Annotated in this window: 20 protein-coding genes, 1 pseudogene and 1 CRISPR repeat array; of the genes and pseudogenes, 20 read left to right on the top strand and 1 reads right to left on the bottom strand. The window is 62.9% G+C overall.

Translation table 11 applies throughout. From position 1 onward, the window contains the following. The 20 genes and pseudogenes from B5E67_RS12545 to B5E67_RS12455 form a co-directional block, all read left to right on the top strand. A partial coding sequence (locus tag B5E67_RS12545) for an acetyl-CoA carboxylase biotin carboxyl carrier protein subunit (protein ID WP_087385554.1) occupies positions 1-259 on the top strand: 259 nt, incomplete at its 5' end. A 19-nt stretch (positions 260-278) separates the two neighbouring features. After that, on the top strand, positions 279-1,682 hold the full coding sequence (locus tag B5E67_RS12540) for an oxaloacetate decarboxylase subunit alpha (protein WP_087248951.1): 1,404 nt from the start codon (positions 279-281) through the stop codon (positions 1,680-1,682). Between the two features lie 536 nt (positions 1,683-2,218). Next, positions 2,219-2,437 (top strand): aspartate dehydrogenase, encoded by a 219-nt coding sequence (locus B5E67_RS12535; RefSeq protein WP_087368786.1) that lies wholly within the window; start codon positions 2,219-2,221, stop codon positions 2,435-2,437. A gap of 208 nt (positions 2,438-2,645) precedes the next feature. After that, positions 2,646-3,524: a YicC/YloC family endoribonuclease gene (locus B5E67_RS12530; RefSeq protein WP_087385553.1), complete on the top strand. Its 879-nt coding sequence runs from the start codon at positions 2,646-2,648 to the stop codon at positions 3,522-3,524. 27 nt (positions 3,525-3,551) lie between these two features. Beyond that, positions 3,552-3,812 carry a DUF370 domain-containing protein gene (locus B5E67_RS12525; RefSeq protein WP_087248945.1) on the top strand — a complete coding sequence of 87 codons (261 nt, stop codon included), beginning with the start codon at positions 3,552-3,554 and terminating at the stop codon, positions 3,810-3,812. Further along, positions 3,813-4,385 (top strand): guanylate kinase, encoded by a 573-nt coding sequence (gene gmk, locus B5E67_RS12520; protein WP_087385552.1) that lies wholly within the window; start codon positions 3,813-3,815, stop codon positions 4,383-4,385. 22 nt (positions 4,386-4,407) lie between these two features. After that, positions 4,408-6,672 carry a primosomal protein N' gene (gene priA, locus B5E67_RS12515; RefSeq protein ID WP_087385551.1) on the top strand — a complete coding sequence of 755 codons (2,265 nt, stop codon included), beginning with the start codon at positions 4,408-4,410 and terminating at the stop codon, positions 6,670-6,672. A gap of 21 nt (positions 6,673-6,693) precedes the next feature. Then, on the top strand, positions 6,694-7,227 hold the full coding sequence (gene def / locus B5E67_RS12510; protein ID WP_087248938.1) for a peptide deformylase: 534 nt from the start codon (positions 6,694-6,696) through the stop codon (positions 7,225-7,227). After that, a complete protein-coding gene (gene fmt / locus B5E67_RS12505; protein WP_087385550.1) occupies positions 7,228-8,148 on the top strand; it encodes a methionyl-tRNA formyltransferase in 921 nt (306 codons plus the stop codon). It begins immediately after the preceding gene. Continuing rightward, on the top strand, positions 8,145-9,467 hold the full coding sequence (gene rsmB, locus B5E67_RS12500; protein ID WP_087385549.1) for a 16S rRNA (cytosine(967)-C(5))-methyltransferase RsmB: 1,323 nt from the start codon (positions 8,145-8,147) through the stop codon (positions 9,465-9,467). Before fmt ends, rsmB begins: the two co-directional genes overlap by 4 nt. A gap of 36 nt (positions 9,468-9,503) precedes the next feature. Next, positions 9,504-10,553 (top strand): 23S rRNA (adenine(2503)-C(2))-methyltransferase RlmN, encoded by a 1,050-nt coding sequence (gene rlmN / locus B5E67_RS12495; protein ID WP_087368791.1) that lies wholly within the window; start codon positions 9,504-9,506, stop codon positions 10,551-10,553. 13 nt (positions 10,554-10,566) lie between these two features. Continuing rightward, positions 10,567-11,316 (top strand): Stp1/IreP family PP2C-type Ser/Thr phosphatase, encoded by a 750-nt coding sequence (locus tag B5E67_RS12490; protein WP_087248930.1) that lies wholly within the window; start codon positions 10,567-10,569, stop codon positions 11,314-11,316. Continuing rightward, positions 11,309-13,204 (top strand): Stk1 family PASTA domain-containing Ser/Thr kinase, encoded by a 1,896-nt coding sequence (gene pknB / locus B5E67_RS12485; RefSeq protein ID WP_087385548.1) that lies wholly within the window; start codon positions 11,309-11,311, stop codon positions 13,202-13,204. The genes B5E67_RS12490 and pknB overlap by 8 nt, the downstream gene beginning before the upstream one ends. A 12-nt stretch (positions 13,205-13,216) precedes the next feature. Continuing rightward, the gene (gene rsgA / locus B5E67_RS12480; protein WP_087368793.1) at positions 13,217-14,110 is read left to right on the top strand and encodes a ribosome small subunit-dependent GTPase A; all 894 of its coding nucleotides are present in this window, start codon (positions 13,217-13,219) and stop codon (positions 14,108-14,110) included. Positions 14,111-14,181: 71 nt separating this feature from the next. Next, complete coding sequence (locus B5E67_RS12475; RefSeq protein WP_087248924.1) at positions 14,182-14,820, top strand: thiamine diphosphokinase; 639 nt, start codon at positions 14,182-14,184, stop codon at positions 14,818-14,820. Between the two features lie 73 nt (positions 14,821-14,893). Then, entirely contained in the window at positions 14,894-14,983 is a 90-nt protein-coding gene (spoVM, locus tag B5E67_RS15490; protein WP_143405429.1) for a stage V sporulation protein SpoVM, read from the top strand. Positions 14,984-15,437: 454 nt separating this feature from the next. Next, a complete protein-coding gene (locus tag B5E67_RS12470; RefSeq protein ID WP_087385547.1) occupies positions 15,438-16,952 on the top strand; it encodes an SPOCS domain-containing protein in 1,515 nt (504 codons plus the stop codon). Between the two features lie 17 nt (positions 16,953-16,969). Then, positions 16,970-18,451: a stage IV sporulation protein A gene (gene spoIVA / locus B5E67_RS12465; RefSeq protein WP_087385546.1), complete on the top strand. Its 1,482-nt coding sequence runs from the start codon at positions 16,970-16,972 to the stop codon at positions 18,449-18,451. 637 nt (positions 18,452-19,088) lie between these two features. Next, positions 19,089-19,187, top strand: coding sequence for a helix-turn-helix transcriptional regulator (locus tag B5E67_RS16110; RefSeq protein ID WP_343286527.1), 99 nt, complete (start codon positions 19,089-19,091; stop codon positions 19,185-19,187). A gap of 166 nt (positions 19,188-19,353) precedes the next feature. After that, positions 19,354-20,380 (top strand): annotated as a pseudogene (locus B5E67_RS12455) (transposase). A 122-nt stretch (positions 20,381-20,502) separates the two neighbouring features. Continuing rightward, a CRISPR array of direct repeats spans positions 20,503-22,082; the repeat unit is 33 nt; unit sequence ATTTCTATCCACGCCCTCCGCGAGGAGGGCGAC. A 218-nt stretch (positions 22,083-22,300) separates the two neighbouring features. Here the strand turns inward: B5E67_RS12455 and cas2 are convergent. Then, a complete protein-coding gene (gene cas2, locus B5E67_RS12450) occupies positions 22,301-22,591 on the bottom strand; it encodes a CRISPR-associated endonuclease Cas2 (protein WP_087365985.1) in 291 nt (96 codons plus the stop codon). Between the last annotated feature and the right edge of the window lie 9 nt (positions 22,592-22,600).

Raw genomic sequence — 22,600 nt, 5'->3', positions numbered from 1 at the left:
GGCTCCCGCCCCCGCTGCTCCTGCCGCACCCGCCGGCCCCGCCGGTGCTGTGGCCGTCAAGGCTCCCATGCCCGGCAACATCCTGGATACCCGCGTCAAGCCGGGTGATTCGGTCAAGGCCGGCGACACCCTGGTGGTGCTGGAAGCCATGAAGATGGAGAACGAGATCGTGGCGCCCCAGGACGGCACCGTCGCCACCGTGGACGTCAAGCGCGGCGACGTGGTCAACTCCGGCGATATGCTGGTCACGCTGAACTGATTAGGGGAGGGTGGACATTATGGCGAAAAAGCCGATCAAAATCACCGAGGTGGTCCTGCGCGACGCACACCAGTCCCTGCTGGCCACCCGGATGACCATGGACGAGATGCGTCCCATCCTGCCGGAAATGGACAAGATCAACTATTTCTCGGTGGAGTGCTGGGGCGGCGCAACCTTTGACAGCTGCATCCGGTTCCTGGATGAGGACCCCTGGGAGCGGCTGCGGATTCTCCGCAAAGAGCTGCCCCATCAGAAGCTGCAGATGCTGTTCCGCGGCCAGAACATGCTGGGCTATCGCCCTTACGCCGACGACGCGGTGGAGTACTTTGTCCAGAAGTCGGTGGCCAACGGCATCGACGTCATCCGCATCTTTGACGCTCTGAACGATCCCCGCAACCTCCAGACCGCCATCAAGGCCGCCAACAAGGAGGGCGCCCACGTCCAGGGCTGCATCAGCTACACCCTGAGCCCGGTCCACACCAACGAGGCCTTTGCCAAGTACGCCAAGACCCTGGAGGAGATGGGCGCAGACTCCATCTGCATCAAGGATATGGCCGGCCTGCTGACCCCCTTCACCTGCGCCGAGCTGGTGAAAGAGCTGAAGGCCACCGTCAAGATCCCCGTGGATATCCACAGCCACTACACCGCCGGCCTGGCCTCCATGTCCATCCTGAAGGGCATTGAGGCAGGCGCCGACATTGTGGATACCGCCATGAGCCCCCTGGCCCTGGGCACCAGCCATATGCCCACCGAGAGCCTGGTGGCCGCCCTGAAGGGCACCGACTACGACACCGGCCTGGACCTGAACCAGCTGAACGTAGTCCGCGATTATTTCGCCAAGCTGCGTGAAAAGTACATTGCCAACGGCCAAATCAGCCCCAAGAGCCTGGGCGTGGACGCCAACACCCTGCTGTACCAGGTGCCGGGCGGCATGTTCTCCAACATGCTCAAGCAGCTGAAGGACGCCGGCAAAGAGGACAAGCTGGACGAAGTGCTGGCCGAGATTCCCCGCGTCCGCGAGGACGCCGGCTATCCGCCGCTGGTCACCCCCACCAGCCAGATCGTGGGCACCCAGGCGGTGTTCAACGTGATTCTGGGCGAGCGGTACAAGATGGTGACCAAGGAGTTCAAGGGCCTGGTCCATGGCGACTACGGCAAGACCCCGGCTCCCATTTCGGCCGAGTTCACCAAGAAGATCCTGGGCGACGAGCAGCCCATCACCTGCCGTTTTGCCGATACCCTGGAGCCCGAAATGGACAAGCTGAAGGCCGAGGCCGCCAAGTGGTCCATCCAGGAGGAGGACGCCCTGACCTACGCCATGTTCCCGCAGGTTGCGCCCAAGTTCTTCGACAAGCGCAACGCCAAACTGCAGGGCGTGGACGCCGATCACGCTGACTACGTCAATAAGTCGCACCCGGTCTAAACCAATCTAGGGGGAACCCATTTCTGCGCGCATACGCGCGACAGAAATTCCTTCCCCCTAGTATCCCCCTGGGGACAAAATTTCCCGGCGAACCGCGCACTCGGCCTATGGCCTCGCACACTCCCGCCGGAAAATTTCCCTGTCGGTGTCCGGCCTCAGGCACATGTCCTTCGGCCGGACGGATTAAAAATGGGGGTGCCCGCTCCAACAGGCCCAATTTAAATCGGAGCGGCGGGCAAAAGCCGTTAAGAAAAACACCCGTGCCGCCGTTTGAGGCCCTGAAAGTTTAAACGAGCCAGGCATGACAGTGTTTTTTAGGCTTTTGAACGGCGCGACTTCCCTGTCTGGGTCCAGGGTTCAGACCCTGGTCGTTAGGGAGGGTAGGGAGTCCAGAGGGCCTAGGGAGGGGGAGTCGAAACCCCCTCCCTGGCCCTCTGGCCCCAGCGGAGCGGACAAAGAGGAAAAAGAACCAGCGTGCGTAAAGGCAGAGCGGCACACCTGTCCCACCTTGCCGAAACCCTGGAGGTGACCCGTCCATGTGGTTTGCAAAGAAAAAGGAGCCCGAGGCCAGGACCTACGATCCTGCCCTGTGGAAACCGGTGGTGCGGTGCAGCATCTGTACCGGGGAACAGGCGGCGGGCTTTCGGGAGATTGCCACCGGCCGGTTTGAAGAAGTCATGCTGATCCGGGATGAGCGGGACCTCGCCCGCTTTCTGAAAAAGTACGGCCTCGAGACCGTCACCAAAGAGTATTGAGTCCAGCCGGGCTGGGGGAGAGATCCTCCGGCCCGGCTGTTCTTTGTGACAAGGCTGTGTCAAACATGGGTTTTTTCTCCGGTTCCCTTGCAAAAAAGGCGCCGGAATAGTAAAATGATACCATATGTATCGTAATATGGGGCACTAGACCCCAAGGCGGATATATATGTGGAAATGATCTGGCAAGAATGAAAAGGGAAGAGTGAATATGATCTATAGCATGACAGGGTACGGCCGTGCCAGCGAGGTGCGGGATGGCCGGGAGATCACGGTGGAGCTGCGCAGCGTCAATGCGCGGTATTTTGAGTATACCTCCCGTGTGCCGCGCAGCTGCGCTTTTCTGGACAGCCGGCTCAAGACGCTGCTGAACAGCCGGATTGCCCGGGGCAAGGTGGAGCTGAGCCTGACGGTCCAGAACACCGAGGCCTCCGACACCGCCGTGACGGTGGACATGAACCTGGCCCGCAGCTATCAGCAGGCCCTGCGGGACCTGTCCGAAGGCCTGGGGATCAAGAATGACGTGACGGTGAGCCTGTTGGCCCGCTTCCCCGACGTGCTGGTGACCCAGCAGGCCCAGGTGGACCCCGAACAGCTGTGGAACGACGTGTCGGACGTGGCCGCCGTTGCCCTGGAGAACTTCATGGAGATGCGGGGCATCGAGGGCGAAAAGATGCTGACCGACATTTCCTCCCGCCTGAATACGGTGGAGGAATGCGTGGGCCGGGTGGAGACCCTCAGCGCCGGCCGGGTGGAGAAATACACCCAGCGCCTGTATGAGCGGCTCAAGGTGATCCTGGAAGACCGGTCCATCGACGACGCCCGGGTCCTGTCCGAGGCGGCCATCTTCGGGGACAAGACCGCGGTGGATGAGGAGACGGTGCGCCTGCGCAGCCATATTGCCCAGTACCGCGAGATTCTGGGCAGCAACCAGCCGGTGGGCCGCAAGCTGGACTTCCTCACCCAGGAACTGAACCGGGAGGCCAACACCATCGGTTCCAAGTGCCAGGATCTGGACATCAGCCGGATCGTGGTGGACATGAAGGCCGAGATCGAGAAGATTCGGGAGCAGATCCAGAACCTCGAGTAAACACAGATAGGATAAAGGGTAACAGGTATGCGGCTGATAAACATCGGGTTTGGAAATATGGTCAGCGCGGAGCGTCTGGTGGCGGTGGTCAGCCCCGACTCGGCCCCCATCAAGCGCATCATCAAGGAGGCCCGGGAACAGGGCCGCCTGATTGACGCCTCCTATGGCCGGAGCACCCGGGCGGTGCTGCTGATGGATTCGGATCATGTGATCCTGTCCGCCCTGCAGCCCGAGACGGTGGCCAACCGTGCAGGCAGCCCATCGGATGGAAAAACGGAGGAAGTTTAAATGGAAGGCGAAAAGTATCTCTTTGTGGTGGCAGGGCCTTCGGGCGTGGGCAAGGACAGCGTCATGGCCAAAGTCCGTGCGGCCCATCCTGAGATTGAGAAGACGGTGTCCATCACCACCCGCGCCCCCCGGGAAGGGGAGGCCGAAGGGGTCAACTACTACTACCGCACCGAGGCGGAGTTCCAGCAGCTGCTGGACCAGGGTGAGATCCTGGAGAGCAACTGCTTCAACGACCACCACTACGGCACCCTGAAATTGGAGGTGGACCGCCGGATTGCCGCGGGCAAGACGGTGCTGCTGAATATTGACGTCCACGGCGCCGCCAATATCAAGCGCCTGTACCCCGGCTCCACCATCATCTTCCTGCTGCCCCCCTCCTGGGAGGAGCTGGAACAGCGGCTGCGGGGCCGCGGCACCGACAGCGACGCCGACGTGAGAAACCGTCTGGCCATCGCCCGGGAGGAGCTGCAGCGGGCCGGCGAGTTTGACGCCTGGATCGTCAATCGCGACCTGGACCAGGCCGCCGCCGAACTCTACGAAACCATCGCCCGGCGGGTGGGCCAGCCGGAATAACACAGACAAAGGAGCGGATGGGATGCCAAAGACGGTGGGCGTTGCGGTGAGCCATGCGGCCTTCCACTTTGATAAACTGTATACCTACGCCGTGATGCCCGACCAGCAGGACGCCGTCCGGCTGGGCAGCATGGTGCTGGTGCCCTTCGGGCGGGGCAGCCGCCCCCGGATGGGGGTGGTGCTGGCCTGCGACGCCGAGCCCGAGAGCTCCAAGCTGAAGTATCTGTTTGACGTGGCCCCGGCGTCGGCCTGCCTGACCCCCGAGCTGCTGGAACTGGTGCGGTTTTTGAAGGGCCGTACCTTCTGCACCTGGTACGAGGCGGTCAAGGCGGTGATCCCTTACGGGGCCCAGTATAAGCCGGCCCTGGCGGCGGACGGGGTGACCCCGGTGCTGCAAAAGCAGCTGACCCGCCATACCGAGACCTTGTACCGGCTGGCGGCGCCCCTGCCCCAGAAGCCCAAACCCACCGCCAAACAGCTGGCGGCGGTGGCCCTGCTCAGCGGCGGGCCCCGGACCCAGGGGGACCTGGAAGCCCACGGCATCAGCCGCGCGGTGGCCGAAAACCTCTGCGCCAAGGGGGTATTGGCCAGCGAGCAGGTGAATAAATCCCTGGACCTCTACGCCCACATCCCCCAGCGCACCGAACAGCTGGACCTGACGGCGGAACAGCAGGCCGCCTTTGACGCCCTGGCCCCCCACCTGGAGACGGGCCAGGCCCATACCGCCCTGCTGTACGGGGTCACCGGCAGCGGCAAGACCCTGGTGTTCCTCAAATTGATTGAGCGGTGTCTGGCCCTGGGCAAAAAGGCCCTGGTGCTGGTGCCCGAGATCAGCCTCACCCCCCAGATGATCCGCCGGCTGAAAGAGCGGTTCGGGCGGCGGGTGGCGGTGCAGCACTCGGCTCTCAACCACACCGAACGCCTGCTCCAGTGGCAGATGATCCAGGACGGCGGGGCCGACATCGTGGTGGGCACCCGCAGCGCCATCTTTTCCCCTCTGGAAGGGATCGGCCTCATGGTCATCGACGAGGAACAGGAACACACCTACCGCTCCGAGTCAGCCCCCCGGTATTCCGCCCATGAGGTGGCCCGGTGGCGGGCCGCCAAAAATGGGGCGTTGCTGCTGCTGGCCAGCGCCACCCCCAGCACCGAGAGCTTTTATGAGGCCCAGGCGGGGCGGTGCCAGCTGGTGCGGCTGACCCAGCGGTACGGCGGCCAGCCCTTGCCGTCGGTGCAGATTGTGGATATGCGGGCCGAGCTGGCCGCCGGCAACCCCCGGGAGATCAGCCTGGCCCTGGAGGACGCCATCCGGGAGAACCTGGACGCCGGGAAACAGACCATCCTCCTGCTGAACCGCCGCGGCTACCAGACCATGGCCCAGTGCGAGGACTGCCGCGAGGTGCTCAAGTGCCCCAAGTGCAGCGTCCCCATGGTCTATCATAAGAATGAAGGGGGACGGCTGCTGTGCCACTACTGCGGCACCCAGATCCAGCCCCGGCCCACCGTATGCCCCGCCTGCGGCGGCAAACTGCAATACCGGGGCTTCGGCACCCAGAAGGCGGAGGAGGAGCTGGCAGCCCTGTTCCCCGAGGCCCATATCCTGCGGATGGACCAGGACACCACCTCCGCCAAGGACGCCCACGAAAAGATGCTGGCCCAGTTTGCCCGCCATGAGTACGACATCATGGTGGGGACCCAGATGGTGGCCAAGGGCCTGGATTTCGAGGACGTGACCCTGGTGGGGGTGCTGGGGATTGACTCTCTGCTGTTCGCCCAGGGCTTTCGGGCCTATGAGACGGTGTTCAGCCTGGTGACTCAGGTGGTGGGCCGCAGCGGCCGGGCTTCCAGCCCTGGCCGGGCCATCATCCAGACCACCGACCCCGACAACCCCGTCCTCAACCTGGCCGCCGCACAGGATTACGACGCCTTTTTCGCCCAGGAGATCGAATACCGCCGCCTGGGCCTGTATCCGCCCTTCTGCGGGCTGTGCATTGTGACCTTCTCGGGCAAAAAGGAAGGGGAGGTGGCCAAGGCCGCCGCCCGCTTTGCCCAGATTCTGGCCCGGGAGGCCGCACAGCAGCCCGGCATCCCCCTGCGGGTGCTGGGCCCCACCCCGGGCAGTATTTTGATGATCAACGAAATTTACCGCTATAAGCTCACCGTCAAGTGCCGGAACGACAAGACGTTCCGCGCCCTGCTGCGGCAGGTGCTGGCCTGTTACGAGGAGGAAAAACTCCCGGCCAAAGCCTCCGCCGCGGTGGATATGCACTCGGACGGCGATATCTGATGAATTGGAGAGGTGTAATTTATGGCTATCCGCAACATCGTGAAGGAAGGCGACCCCATTCTGAATAAGGTCTGCCGCCCCGTGACCAAGTTTGACGACCGTCTGGCCACCCTGCTGGACGATATGCACGAGACCATGATCGCCGCCGACGGCGTAGGCCTGGCAGGCCCCCAGGTGGGGATGCTGCGCCGGCTGTTCGTGGTGTGGGACGTCACCGACGCCCCCGAGGAACTGCCCGAGGACTACGAGTACAAGTTCATTGACTTTGTCAACCCCGAGATCGTGGCGGTGTCGGAGGACGAGGAGACCCATTATGAGGGCTGCCTGTCCTTCCCGGGCCATAACGGCGCCGTGACCCGCCCGGCGGCGGTGAAGGTCCGCGCCCAGGACCGGAACGGCGAGTGGTTCGAGCTGGAGGCCGACGGCCTGCTGGGCCGGTGCATCCAGCACGAGAACGACCACCTGGACGGCATCACCATCATGGAGTCCAGCGATTATTTCTACGAGGATACCGAGGAGGGCCGCGCCGAGGCCCGGAAAGCAAAGGAGCAGTAAATGCGGATTTTGTTCATGGGAACGCCGGATATCGCCGCCGCCTGCCTGGAGGCCCTCTACGCCGCCGGCCATGAGATCTGCGGCGTGTACACCCGGCGGGATAAGCCGGTGGGCCGCAAACAGGTGCTGACCCCGCCGCCGGTCAAGACGGTGGCCCTGGCCCACGGCACTCCGGTCTTTCAGCCCCGCACCCTGCGGGACGGCGGCGAGGATGCCAACATCCGGGCCCTGGCCCCCGATTTGATCGCGGTGGTGGCCTATGGGTGCATCCTGCCCCCGTCGGTGCTGGAGATCCCCAGGTATGGCTGCATCAACCTCCACGTCTCCCTGCTGCCCAAGTATCGCGGCAGCGCGCCGGTCCAGTGGGCGGTGCTGAACGGCGACGCCGAGACCGGCGTCTCCATCCAGCAGATGGACGCCGGCCTGGACACCGGCGACGTGCTGGTCTGCGAAAAGATGGCCATTGACCCCGAGGAGACCAGCGGGGAACTGTTCGACCGGGTCACCGCGGTGGGCGCCCGGGTTCTGTGCGAGACGGTGCCCAAAATTGCCGCCGGCGCCCTGACCCCCACCCCCCAGGACCACGCCGCCGCCACCATGGCGCCGCCCCTGTCCAAGGAGATGGCGGAGTTCCACTGGACCGATTCGGCGGAACACATCCACAACTGGGTCCGGGGCATGAACCCCTGGCCCTCGGCCTGGTTTGTCACCAGCGGCGGCCGCAAGGTGAAGGTCACCGAGAGCCGCGTGGCCGAGAGCAGCGGCCAGGCTCCCGGCACCGTCCTGGCCCTGAAGCCCCTGACGGTGGCCTGCGCCGATGGCGCCGTCCAGCTGCTGCGGGTGGTGCCTGAGAGCTCCAAGCCCATGGAGGGCAGCGCCTTTGCGGCGGGCCTGCGGCTCAAAGCGGGGGATACCCTTTGAGGCCGGCGGGGCCCCGGGCCGCTGCGGCGGCCGCCCTCGTCCATCAGGAACAGGGGGGCTACTCCAACCTGGTGCTGGATGCCGAGCTGGGCCGCTCGGGCCTGCAGGGCCGGGACCGGGCCTTTGCCAGCGCCATCTTTTACACCACCCTGGAGCGCCAGGCCACCCTGGACTATATTTTGAGCCGGTTCCTGCCCAAGGGCCTGGCCAAACTGGACCCGCCGGTGCGGGCCATCCTGCGCAGCGGCCTGGCCCAGGCCCGCTATATGCAGGTGCCCGTCCCGGCCGCCGTCAATGAGTCAGTCAAGCTGGTGCGCGCCTTCGGCAAGTCCAGCGCCGCCGGCCTGGCCAATGCCGTCCTGCGCAAAGCCTGCGCCTATGACCTGGATACCGCCGTCTTTGCCGACGAGGTGGAGCGGCTGATGGTGCTGGGGTCGGCGGGCCGGGATGTGGCCGCGTTCCTGCGCCAATACTACCCGGAAGAAGCCCTGACCATCCTGTCCAGCCCGGCGGACGGGGGCAAGACCGCCCTGCGGGTCAATCCGCTGCACACCACCCCCGCCGCCCTGGCCGACGCCTTGAGCAAGGCCGGGGTGGAGGCCAAACCCGGCCTCGTGCCGGGGAGCCTGCTGGCCGACTTTGCCGGCAGCCCCGCCGACACCGAATGGTTCCAGCGGGGGGACTTCCATGTGGAGGGCCAGGCCAGCCAGCTGGCGGCCCTCTGCCTGGGTGCAAAGCCGGGGGAGACGGTCATCGACCTGTGCGCCGCCCCCGGCGGCAAAACCCTGGCCCTGGCCCAGGAAATGCAGGATAAGGGCCGCCTCATCAGCTGCGACCGCACCCCTCAGCGGGTGGGCCTGATCCAGACCGCCGCCCGGCGGATGGGCCTGGGCTGCATCGAGACGGCGGTGAACGACGCCGCCGTGCCCAACCCCGCCTTTCCCGCCGCCGACCGCGTGCTGGCCGATGTGCCCTGCAGCGGTCTGGGCATTCTGGGCAAAAAGCCCGATATCCGCTATAAAACCCTGGACGAGGCCCGCCGCCGGGAGCTGCTGGACACCCAGCGCGCCATCCTGGACTGCGCCGCCGGCTACCTGAAGCCGGGGGGACGGCTGGTCTACTCCACCTGTACCATCCACCCCGAGGAGAACCAGGACCAGGTCCGGGCCTTTCTGGCCCGGCGGCCCGACTTCCGGGTGGTGGAGCCGGATGTGGCTCTGCCGGCCGGCATGGAACAGGGGCCCTGCGGCCTGTTGTCGGTGCCGGGCCGCACCGGGATGGACGGATTTTTCATCTGTGTGATGCAGCGCGCTGAATAAGCCGCCGCACAAGGAATATCCCCAGGAGAATCTTCAATGGAAAACAAACGCTGTATCTCATCCCTCACCATCGAGGAACTGGCCGCCGAGATGAAAGCCATGGGCCAGCCGGCCTTCCGTGCAAAACAGATTTTTCACTGGCTGCATCAGAAGCTGGTGACCGACTTTGCCGCCATGACCGACCAGCCCAAGGCCCTCATCGCCCAGCTGGACCAGGGGTTCTATATCGCCGCGCCCCAGATCGAGCGCCGCCAGGAGGCCAAGGACGGCACCGTGAAATACCTGCTGCGGATGGCCGACGGCAACTGCATCGAGACGGTGGTGATGCGGTATCATTACGGCTGCACCGTCTGCGTGTCCACCCAGGTGGGCTGCCGGATGGGCTGCCGGTTCTGCGCCTCCACCCAGGCGGGCCGGGTCCGCAACCTGGAGGCCGGCGAGATCTGCTCCGAGATCTATACCGCCCAGAAGGACATCGGGGAGCGCATCTCCCATATCGTCCTCATGGGCATCGGCGAGCCGCTGGACAACTTCGACGAGGTGATGAAGTTTTTGACCATCATTTCGTCCCCCGACGGCGTCAACATCGGGATGCGGAATATCAGCCTGTCCACCTGCGGCATTGTGCCCCAGATTGACCGTCTGGCCCAGCGCAAGCTGCAGCTGACCTTGTCCATCTCCCTCCATGCCCCCAACGACGCCATCCGCAGCAGCATGATGCCGGTGAACAACGCCTATCCGGTGGCCCAGCTGATGGATGCGGTCCGCCGCTACCAGGACACCACCGGCCGGCGGGTCAGCTTTGAATATTCCATGGTGCGGGGGGTCAACGACAGCGACGCCTGCGCCAAAGAGCTGGCGGGCCTGATCCGGGGGATGGGCGCCCATGTGAACCTGATCCCCATCAACCCGGTGGACGGCAGCCCCTATTCGGCCACCGACGCCGAGAACGTCCGCCGCTTCCAGGCCAAACTGACGGCCCTGGGGGTCAACGCCACCGTCCGCCGCCGGCTGGGCAGCGAGATCAGCGCCGCCTGCGGCCAGCTGCGGCGGGAAGAAATGGACGCCGCCGCCAAGACGGAGTAAAAAGGAGAAGCCTATGAAACTTGCAGGGAAAACCGATGTGGGCCGCATCCGGCGGGAAAACCAGGACGACTACCGGGCAGGGGAACTGCCCGGCGGGGCGGCCTGGGGCCTGGTGTGCGACGGCATGGGCGGGGCCCGGGGCGGCCGGGAGGCCTCCCATGGAGCCTGTGATGTGATCGAGCGGTCCTTTCAGGACCAGTACAGCCATTGCGGCCGGGGCGGGGAGGAACAGTTCCTGGCCCAGGCCCTGGAACACGCCAACCACTATGTCTTTCAGAAGTCGGCCCAGGAGGAATCCCTGGCCGGCATGGGCACCACGGTGGTCTGCGCCCTGGTGCGGGACGGCCGGGCCTATATCTGCCACGCGGGGGATTCCCGGGCGTACCTGTTCCATGCGGGGCGGCTGCATCAGCTGACCCACGACCACTCCTATGTCCAGGAGCTGGTGGACTGCGGCACCATCACCCCCGAGGAGGCCGAGCATCACCCCCAGAAAAACATCATCACCCGGGCTTTGGGTGTGGACTACCGCCTGACCCCCGATTTCACCTCGGTGGTGGTGCTGAAAGGGGATATGCTGCTGCTGTGCTCGGACGGCCTGACCAACGCCCTCACCACCGAACAGATGGAGGCGCTGCTGGGCCGGGTGCCCTTTTATGACCTGCCCGACCGGCTGATCGAGGCGGCCAACGCCGCCGGCGGCCAGGACAACATCACCGCCCTGCTGCTGGGCGTGGAGCCGGTGGAGGTGCAGCATGGATAATCTGATCGGCCGCAGGCTGGACGGCCTCTATGAGGTGCGGGAGCTGATCGGCGCCGGCGGCATGGCCAACGTCTATAAGGCGGTGGCGGTGGGCCAGAACGGCCCCGTCCCGGCGGGGACGGTGGTGGCGGTGAAGGTGCTGCGGGCCGAGTTCATGCACGACCCGGACCTGGTGAATCGTTTTAAGAACGAGTCCAAGGCCATCTCCCTGCTGCATCACCCCAATATCGTCAAGGTGTACGACGTGTCGGTCACCGACCGGCTCCAGTATATCGTGATGGAGTACGTCAACGGCATGACCCTGCGGGAATACCTCAACGAGCGCGGGGGCAAGCTCACCAGCCGGGAGACGGTCCACTTCATCTCCCAGATTCTGCAGGCCCTGGACCACGCCCACCGCAACGGCGTGGTGCACCGGGACATCAAGCCCCAGAACATCATGCTGCTGGACAATGGCCAGCTGCGGATGATGGATTTCGGCATCGCGCGGATTTCCCGGGCCGAGAACCAGCTGCTGGCCGGCAAGGCCATGGGCAGCGTACACTATATCAGTCCCGAGCAGGCCCGCGGCGAGGTCACCGGCCCCCAGAGCGATATCTACTCGGTGGGCGTCATGATGTACGAGATGCTGTCGGGGCACCTGCCCTTTGACGCCGACGAGGCGGTGAAGGTGGCGCTCAAGCAGATCACCGACACCCCGCGGCCGCTGGCCCAGCTGGCCCCCGACACCCCCCGGGCCCTGGTGGAAATCACCGAAAAGGCCATGGCCAAGCTGCCGGCCAACCGGTACGCCAGCGCCAGCGAGATGCTGGACGCCCTGGGGCAGTATGTGCGGGACCCGGATGTGGTCTTTGCCTATAAGTATATCACGGAGGAAGCACCTGCAAAGGTGGTCAAACAGACAATGAGCCAGAAAAAAGACCAGCGCGCCGGCGGCGCCGGCACCCGGACGCCCAAAAAGCGGAAAAAACGCTCGGTGTTCATCCCGTCCCTGCTGGGGATCACGGTGGCCTTCGCGGTGGCGTGCGCTGTGCTGTGCCTGATGATTCTGCACAACAACAGCAACTTCATCTCGGACCAGAAGGCGGACATCGTCCTGGAGGACTATGTGGGGATGACCCGCACCGAGGCCGAAGCCAGCACCCAGGTGGGCAGCGGGCAAATCAACATCAACTGGGTGGAGGAATACAGCAGCACCTACGGCGAGGGCTATATCTATAAACAGTCCCCGGCGGCGGGCCGTGTGGTCCGCGAGGGCCAGACCGTCACCCTGACGGTGAGCCTGGGCACCCAGTACGTCACCATCCCCGATACCACCAACTACGTCCAGGCCGACGCCGAGCAGCTGCTGCGGGATACCGGCCTGTCGGTGCTGGTGGTCCAGAACGTGGAGCCCTCGGTGGCGGTGGGTGCGGTCATCCGCACCGACCCCGCGGCCGGCACCACCGTCCCGGCGGGCAGCACCGTGGTGGTGTACGTCAGCCGCCAGCAGGTCAGCACCACCACCAGCGTGCCCTCGGTGGTGGGCCTGTCGGTGAACGACGCCCGGACCCTCCTGGTCCAGAACCGCCTGACCCTGGGCAGCCAGACCCAGGCCTACAGCGACCAGCCGGTGGGCACCGTCATCGCCCAGGAGACCGCGCCCGGCTCCACCGTCAAATACAACACCCGCATCAACGTCACCGTGTCGGCCGGTCCCGAGCCGGCCCCCGAAGTGCCGGAAGAGCCTTCCAGCTCGGAGGGCGGCGGCGACTGGTGGGGCGACCTGTGGGGCGGCGGCTCCTCGTCCTCTTCGTCCTCCTCCTCGGGCAGCTCCTCGTCGGGCAGCACCGACGGCGGGGCCAGTTCCTCGGACCCCAGCCTCATCTGGCCCTGGGACTGGTTTTAACGGGGGCAGCGGATGGACGGATATATCATCAAGGGGATCGGCGGGTTCTACTACGTGAAAACCCCGGACGGGGTGGTGGAGTGCAAGGCCCGCGGCATCTTCCGCAAACAAAAGCGCAGCCCGGTGGCCGGGGATCAGGTGACCCTGGCGGTGGAGAACGGCGCGGCGGTGATCGCTGAGATCGCCACCCGCAAGAACGTCTTTGTCCGGCCTCCGGTGGCCAACCTGGATGTGCTGTTCCTGGTGGCCAGCACCACCCAGCCTTCCCCCAGCACCCTGGTGCTGGATAAACTGTCGGCCATCGCGGTGGATAAAGGGGTGCAGCCGGTGATCGTCTGCACCAAGGGCGACCTGGCGGAGGCGGACTTTCTGGAGAAAGCCTATGCCCTGTCCACCATCCCCTTTATCCGCATCGACTACGCCACCGGCGAGGGCCTGGACGCGGTGAAGGAATGGATCAGCGGGCGGCTGTGCGCCTTCTGCGGCAACTCAGGGGTGGGCAAGTCCACCCTGCTGAACGCCCTGCTGCCCGAGGCGGGCCGGGAGACCGCCGCCATCAGCCAGAAGCTGGGCCGCGGCCGCCATACCACCCGTGAGGTCACCATCTTCGAGGCCTTTGGGGGCCGGATCGCCGATACCCCGGGCTTTGCCAGCCTGGAGGCGGGCCGCGCGGGCTTTATCCCCAAGGAAAACCTGGAACACGCCTTCCCCGAGTTCGGGCCGTACCTGGGCCAGTGCCAGTTCACCGGCTGTTCCCACCGCAGCGAGAAAGGCTGCGCGGTGCGGGCGGCCCTGGCCGAAGGCAAACTGTCCCAAACCCGGTACGACAGCTATTGCGCCATGTACGACGAGGTGAAGGACGTGAAGGACTGGGAACAGCCCCGCCGCCAGGAACCCAAACTGTAAACCCATCAAAACCCAGCGCCGCTCGGCTATGCCCTGCGGCGCTTTTGCAAGCGAAGGAGGGCGTTTTGCCTATGGCGCGCTGTGTGATATTGTCGGCCTGCCCGGTGGGGGCGGAATTGGCGGGGCTGCTGCGGCCCGACGATTACCTGATAGCCTGCGACGCAGGCTACCGCAGCTGTGATGTGCTGGGCCGGCGGCCCAACGCCGTGGTGGGGGACTTCGATTCGGCCCCCCGGCCCGATATGCCGGAAGGGGAGGACCTGGTGGTGCTGCCCCACGTCAAGGACGATACCGACACCGAGTACGCCGCCCAGCTGGCGGCGCGGCAGGGGTTCCGGGAGGTGCTGATGCTGGGGTGTCTGGGGGGAAAGCGCCTGGAACACACCCTGGCCAACCTCTGCACCGGCCTGGGCCTGGAAAAACGGGGCGTCCGGGCCACATTGCAGGATGAGCGCAGCCGGGTCACCTACCTGCTGCCCGGCCAGACCCGGACCTATCCCAAAGGGGATTACTTCTACCTGTCGGTGTTCCCGGCGGAGGGGAAGGCCGAGGGCGTCACCATCCGGGGTGCCTTCTATGAGCTGACCGGGGCCCAGCTGACCGCCAGCTACCCTCTGGGGGTCAGCAATGAGTACGCCCCCGGGTCGGACTGCATCACCCTTTCGGTGGAGAAGGGGGCCCTTGTGGTGGTGGAAACCGCCGCCGATTGAACCGGGGCGGAACATTTTGGGCCGTTTCTGCCTATAATGGAGCAAACCACCATCGAAAGGCAGGGAACCATCTATGCAGATTATCGTCATCAAGAGCCCCAAGTGCCTGGCCGGCCTTCTGCGTATGCTGTTCGGCATCAAGAAAGGCCAGGAAACTAATTAACCCTTGCCCCCGCTTCTTCAAAAGAGGCGGGGGTTTTCTGTTGGTATTTTCAACGGGACTAGTGCTAGGTTTTCCTCTTGTGCTTAGCCGATTTTCCCGGCGGGCGGCGGTGCGCCCTTGTGAAAATTGGAGCACTGCTCCGGGTTGCGGTGCCCTGTTTTTGCTTCGGGCGTCGTCGCGCCCTCGCAAAAAGCAGACCGCTGCCCCTGCTCCGCCTCGGCTGTATCTGCCGCAGGCAGCGCCCCGCGCTGAAAATTTGGGTAACGGCAACCCGGACCTAGGGAGCGGGAGTCGAAACCCCCTCCCTCCCCCTCTGGGCCTAGCGCAGCGAACAAAAGCTAAAAGACATAGAGTGTGTGTAACGGTAGGGCGGAAGCGTCGGTTCTGGTCCCACGCTGCGCCGCATACAATGAACCATGCGCCGTACAAAGGACAGGAAAGGAGCGCCGTGAACATGGAACTGAAGGTATTCCGTGATATTCTCTACGCCGGCGGCGGGTGCTGCACCGTCAAGGCGGAAATCCCGGTGGAGACGGAGATTCTCATCTCCGATTATCTGCCCCAGGTGTTTAAGATTGTGAAATGCTTTGCCCGGCCGGTGGTGCTGCAAAAGCAGCTGCAGCCGGGCAAGCTGACGCTGGAGGGGTACATCCGCTGTACCGTCTACTATCAGGGGGAGGATGGGGCGGGACTGTGCCAGACCGAGCAGAAGATCCCCTTCAACAAGGCGCTGGACCTGCCCAGTTTCAGTTTTACCTCCTGGAACGCGTCGGTGGAGGGGGAGACCGAATACATCAACTGCCGGGCGGTGAATCCCCGCCGCATCGAGGTGCGGGGGGCCTATGGCCTGGTGGCATCGGTGTCCACCCAGTGCAGCACCGAGGCGGTCACGGCATTGGCGGACTGCGGCATCCAGCAGCGCCAGGCCACCCTGCGGGGGGTAAAGCGGGCGGCGGTGCTTGACAAGCTGATGGCCGCCGACGGGACGGTGGTCTTTGACCAGCCCCCCGCGGCGATCCTGGACGTGTCGGGCAGCGCCGTCGTGGGGGAGATGAAGATTCTCAACGGCAAAGCGGTGGTCAAGGGCGAAATCCACGCCCAGTGCGCCTGGCGGGCCAAAGGCAGCGCCGCGCTGCTGGGCCAGGCGGCCACCATACCCTTCAATCAGATTCTGGACGTGGAGGGCCTCACCGAGGACTGCCTGTGCCAGTGCGCGGTGGAGCCGGTGGGGTTTGCCGTGGCGGAGGGGGAGGACGGCAGCCCCGGCAAGCTCACCGCCACCTCCATGCTGCACCTGCGGGCCTGGCGTCCCTATGAGCTGAACTGCGTCACCGACGCCTTTTCCACCCAGTACCAGGTCCGCAGCGAGTCGGCCCCCCTGACGACGGAACAGCTGGCCTGCAAGCTGGACGACACGGCGGCGGTGACCTGTTCGGGTCCGCTGCCGGATGAAAACACCCGGCTTCTGGCCTGTTTTGTGGCCTTTGGCCCGGCGGCGGTGGAACAGCGGGAGGACGGCCCGGTGCTGACGGCCCGGGTGCTGGTGACGGCCTTTGGCCAGAACAGCCTGGATGAGATCGACAGCTACGACAAGTCGGCCGAGCTGACGCTGCCCTTGCCGGTGAAAGAGACGGGGGAGCTGATTCCCGAGTGCTGGCTGTCGGCCCAGGACGTCCAGGCGGGCTGTGCCGGCGGGAACCTGGAAGTCACGGTCACCGTCCGGGCCCAGGGGGCGGTGCTGAGACGGGAGAGCCGGCCCTTTGTCAGCAGCATTGAGATCGGGGACCTCCTGGCCCCCGCCGACCCGGATATCTCCCTGCGGGTGTATTACGCCCAGCCGGGGGAGGAACTGTTTGATATTGCGCGGCGGTTCCATGTATCGCCGGGCCAGATGCTGGAAGCCAACGGCCTGGAACCCGACACCCGCACCCTGGCGGCGGCGCGCCGCCTGCTGGTGCCCGGGGCCTGAGAGGAGGAAGGTACACAGTGGAGAATCCTGTACTGTATCGGGAGATTGGCCAGCGGACCGGCGGCGATATTTATATTGGCGTGGTAGGGCCGGTGCGCAGCGGAAAGAGCACCTTCATCAAACAGTTTATGGAGGAGCTGGTGCTGCCGGTCCTGGGGGATACGGCGGCCCGGGCGCGGGCCCGGGACGAACTGCCCCAGTCGGCGGCGGGCCGGACCATCATGACCACCGAGCCCAAGTTCATCCCGGAGACGGCGGTCCCCCTCCAGCTGGAAGGGGGCGGGGAATGCCGGGTGCGGCTGATCGACTGCGTGGGCTACATGGTGGAGGGAGCCATGGGCCACGAGGAGGACGAAAAGCCCCGGATGGTCAAGAGCCCCTGGTTTGATGAGGCGGTACCCTTCGACCTGGCGGCCGAGACCGGCACCCAGAAGGTGATCCGGGACCATTCCACCATCGGGGTGGTGGTGACCACCGACGGGTCCATCAGCGATATCCCCCGGGCCGGCTACGAAAAGGCGGAGGCCCGGGTGATCGGGGAACTGGAGGAGCTGGGCAAACCCTATGTGATTTTGCTCAACAGTGCCCATCCCGACTCTCCCGAGACCCGCCAGCTGGCGGCAGGGATGGAGGAGCGGTATGGCCGTTCGGTGCTGCCGGTGAGCTGCGTGGACCTGGACGCCGCCGCCCTGGAAAAGATTCTGGAGTCGGTGCTGTATGAGTTCCCGGTGCGGGAACTGGATTTTGCCATGCCCCGGTGGGTGACCATGCTGGACAGCGGCCATTGGCTTCAGAGCAGCGTGTACGAGGCGGCGCTGAACTTTGCGGCCAGTATCGCCCGTATGAAGGACCTGCGGGCCGCCGAAGGCGGGGAGGCCCTGGCCTGCGACGCGGTGCAGCGGTCGGCGGTGACGGGGATGGACCTGGCCGAAGGCAGCGTCAAGGTGACGGTGGAGCTGAAGCCCGACGTGTTCTATCAGGTGCTCAGCGAGCAGACGGGCCTGGAGATCGGCGATGAGGCGGGCCTGATGCCCTGCATCATCGAGCTGGCCCGCGCCAAAAAGGAATACGAGCGGCTGCGCAGCGCCATCGAACAGGTGGAGGCCACCGGCTACGGCATCGTGATGCCCTCCATCGACGAGCTGCGGCTGGAACAGCCCGAGATCATCCGCCAGGGCGGCCGGTACGGCGTCCGCCTGGAAGCCAGCGCCCCTTCCATCCACATGATGCGGGCAGAGATCCGCACCGAAATCAGCCCCATTGTGGGCAGTGAGCGCCAGAGCGAGGAGCTGGTCCAGAGCCTGCTGTCCGGCTTTGAGGAGGACCCGGTGAAGATTTGGGAGTCCAATATCTTTGGCAAGAGCCTCCACGAGCTGGTGAATGAAGGCCTCCAGGCCAAACTGCTGCATATGCCCCAGGAGGCCCGCACCCGGATGCAGGAGACCCTGGAACGGGTCATCAACGAGGGCTGCACCGGGCTGATCTGCATCCTGCTGTAAAAAGACATAAACAACAACCGCCGTCCGAGGCTTGGGTCCCGGGCGGCGGCTGTTTTGGTTTTAAAGAAAAAACATTTCGCAAGAGCTGGAGGCAGAGGAACAAACCGCAAAGTAAAGCCTCCAAACGGCTCTGACGGAGATGTTGACCGCGAATCAGCTGATCCACTTCCCTTATACCGAAAGATCGGTGAGACGCAGAGAATATGCCTCTTCCGACAAGATAATGTGCCTCTAAATGATACGATGATCATATCATGAAATAAAAGACTTTACAGGCAAAAACTCTCCCGCAGCTGTTTGTCTAAAGATTGCCGCAGGAGAGTTTCTCGTTGAGATTAAATAAAATTACATTTCTTTATATATCTGTCAAACCAACCGAATGGATGATTTCAAGCATCGGAATTCATAAAAGCGTATCTCATACCAAAGTTAATAGGAGTAAAGAAGATTGTAAAAGGAGTGTGCAGATGAGGTACAGCGATTACAAAAAGGAGGTATTTGCAGAAAACCCGGAAGTAAAGGAAGAGTATGACCGCCTGGAACCGCAGTACGAAGTGATTCGTGCAGCGATCGCCAGTCGGAAGGCTGTTGGACTGACTCAGAAACAGTTGGCTGAAAAGATGGGCACCAAGCAAACATCTCACGCATTGAAAACGGGAATGCCAACCCTTCGTTGGAGTTTCTGCAAAAAATGGCGTCTTGTCTGGGCAAGACGCTGCACATCACCTTTGCGTGATGGCATAAGGCCGCATCGGGCAACCGGTGCGGTCTTTTCTGTACCTGCTTGTTTTTTCTGAAATTGGCGAATTTAACGATCCGGCATCAAACACAAGACTCTCCTATAATCTGTGAAAAACTCCTAAGAGGTGTAGAATAGAAGCACCACACAAGAGGAATTACGTCTGGCCAGAAAGAATCGCAGCCCAGAAGAGAATGCCCGTCGAGAGAAGGTCCGTGAACTTTTGCAGATGGTAAATATCGGCAGCATGGATGACATCCAGAACCTGTCCAAAGAAAGCATTGCCGAGTTCATGGAAAATGGTCTGGAAGCAGAACTGGATGAGGATATAGGCTACAGCAGTAAAACTCTTCGGACCAGCTTTGGAGATGTGGAAGTTTAGGTGTCTCGGGATCGAAAGGGGGAATTTGAACCCCAGGTGCTAAAAAGAACCAGACCAGCATAAGCCTGAAGATCTACGGCATTTCTGTCTCAGACAGCACCATAAACCGGATTACAGATAAGATTCTTCCCATCGCCAAAGGGTGGCAGCAGCGGCCGCTGGAGTCCATCTATACAGTGATCTTTCTGGACGCCATCTGCTACCACGTTCGTAGTGAAGGCCAGATTGTGAAGAAGGCCGTCTACATTACCATTGGGGTCGATCTGGACGGAAGAAAAGATGTTCTGGGAATGTGGACGGAGAAAATGAGAGAGCCAAGTTCTGAGCAGCTGTACTGAACGACTTAAAAAACGGCGGTATATAGTGTGTTTTTGCCGGATGCACAGATAACTTCATGGGATTTGACACAGCCATCCATGCAAGATTCTCTCAGACCGAGATCCAGAACTGTATCATCCACCAGGCCGTTGTGGATGAGCAGGTCGCGACGTCTTTGGGGAGCGCTGAGACAAGAAATACCCGAAAATCTCCCGGTCCTGAAGAGACAACTGGGCAAATCTGAGTACCTACTTCAAGTATTCCCAGGAGGTCCGGCGGCTGATCTACCATGAATAACATTGAGGGATTTAATCGCCAGCTGTGCAAGGTAACCAAGTCCAAGTCCGTATTCCCCACCGATGACAGCCTGCTGAAAATGCTGCATCTGGCCATGATGGACATTACCAAAAAGAGGGCCGGACGGCGGCAGGACTGGAGTACGATCCACGCACAGATGGCGATCTACTTTGCCGAATGGATGCCCGAGTAATACCGCTGTGTCTGGATGTCAAGGATGAAATGAACGGCATTGCCGCCCTGGACGTCCATCCCCATTGGCGTTATGTTTTAGACACGGGCGGCAGATGGCCTGGCGCAGATGCAGGCCTTTGTGTTTCTATCCACGCCCTCCGTGAGGAGGGCGACCGATGCAGTTGGACCCGCAGACCGGGGTCTCATTATTTCTATCCACGCCCTCCGTGAGGAGGGCGACGGGCGTACAACGCCGTTATAGCCGGGTCGCTGTATTTCTATCCACGCCCTCCGCGAGGAGGGCGACCTGCATAAGCGGCGCATGGTCGCCTGGGGCGGAGAGCTATTTCTATCCACGCCCTCCGCGAGGAGGGCGACGTTCTGTGGTTCTTGCAAAGTCCGAGATACTTTTGATTTCTATCCACGCCCTCCGCGAGGAGGGCGACATCGCCAATCGCAGCATCACAGGTCACGTCCTTATTTCTATCCACGCCCTCCGCGAGGAGGGCGACACTACTTCCAGGACTTCCAACAGTTCCTGGCCGATATTTCTATCCACGCCCTCCGCGAGGAGGGCGACTTGGCAAACCTGGGAGAAATGGCAGTCCTGAACCAGATTTCTATCCACGCCCTCCGCGAGGAGGGCGACGCGCTGCTCCCGCTCCCTGCTCCGGTTGCTCCGTTATTTCTATCCACGCCCTCCGCGAGGAGGGCGACCCCGGTTTCAGACTCATTTGCACAAATTCCTGCTATTTCTATCCACGCCCTCCGCGAGGAGGGCGACGGAGGCCGCCCAAGCCCTCCGGCTGGACAGCCTCATTTCTATCCACGCCCTCCGCGAGGAGGGCGACGCTGACCGGGCTTTGACCCGTGTACGCCTGGTTATTTCTATCCACGCCCTCCGCGAGGAGGGCGACGCGGGCTGGGTTATCCTCCACCCGGAGCCGCCCAATTTCTATCCACGCCCTCCGCGAGGAGGGCGACCGGACGGGAGCGCCCATGGCGGCAGTGGAAGCTAATTTCTATCCACGCCCTCCGCGAGGAGGGCGACCCGTTTCAGACAGCTGATCGGCTGGTACGTTGCATTTCTATCCACGCCCTCCGCGAGGAGGGCGACGGTGGGCAGCGTGGGCAGTATCGGGAGCCTTCTGGATTTCTATCCACGCCCTCCGCGAGGAGGGCGACCCTGCGGGCTGGTAGAGTCCGTTGCACTGGTCTATTTCTATCCACGCCCTCCGCGAGGAGGGCGACCCGTGTGGACCACAGTTACCAGCAGGGGCTTTCCAATTTCTATCCACGCCCTCCGCGAGGAGGGCGACATGACTATGGTAACAACACCATGCAGTTCTTACAATTTCTATCCACGCCCTCCGCGAGGAGGGCGACGCCGCTGCTTTCGTTGTTGAGCCACTGATGGTTGATTTCTATCCACGCCCTCCGCGAGGAGGGCGACCGGCGTAGTGGATACCGGTTACCGTTCCGGCCAGATTTCTATCCACGCCCTCCGCGAGGAGGGCGACGCGTAAAGCTCACCATGCTGCCGGTGGAAACCGATATTTCTATCCACGCCCTCCGCGAGGAGGGCGACCGGGTTGAGCTGCAAGGCATTCCTCTTGTCTATATTTCTATCCACGCCCTCCGCGAGGAGGGCGACCGCTGGAGGCCGCCATGCGCGGGCATTGTCCGGAATTTCTATCCACGCCCTCCGCGAGGAGGGCGACAGCAAATGTGACGGTCAAATGAGAATATAACCGCTGACATTTGTTCACAAAGATAAGGCTGACAAAAAAGACATCTGTATTTTATGCAGCCTGCAATGAATGAAGGAGACAATTTATACTTTTACCATCCAGGAACAGTCAGAATCCGGTGCGAGGAAAGCGTGAAAGTTCTGCGGACTTCCGGCTCGCACAGAGGCGGCTGAAAGCAATCCCGTCCTTTACACTAAAAGGATTCCGTCCTGGGGCCATTGGGGCGTAAGTCCGATCTGCTCCACCTTGGATGCATAGTGATTGCCAAGACAGTAAAAACGGAGACTGTCCGTTTCCGGATCAATCAGTGCAGCCAGTTCGGCTTTGAACAGAGCGTATTGCGCCGCATCCAGCATACATTCAAAAACGGAGTTTTGAACCCGCTGGCCATAATTGACACAAGCTTTGGCCACGTTGCGCAGACGGCGCCGGCCGGCGGCCGTCTCGGTGTTCACATCATAGGTGACAAGAACCAACATAGAACCACC

The sequence above is a fragment of the Faecalibacterium sp. An122 genome (genome assembly GCF_002160895.1).
In the GTDB taxonomy this organism is placed as follows: domain Bacteria; phylum Bacillota; class Clostridia; order Oscillospirales; family Ruminococcaceae; genus Faecalibacterium.
The sequence above is the reverse complement of the archived record's forward strand: the minus strand, read 5'-3'. Positions and strand labels throughout refer to the sequence as shown.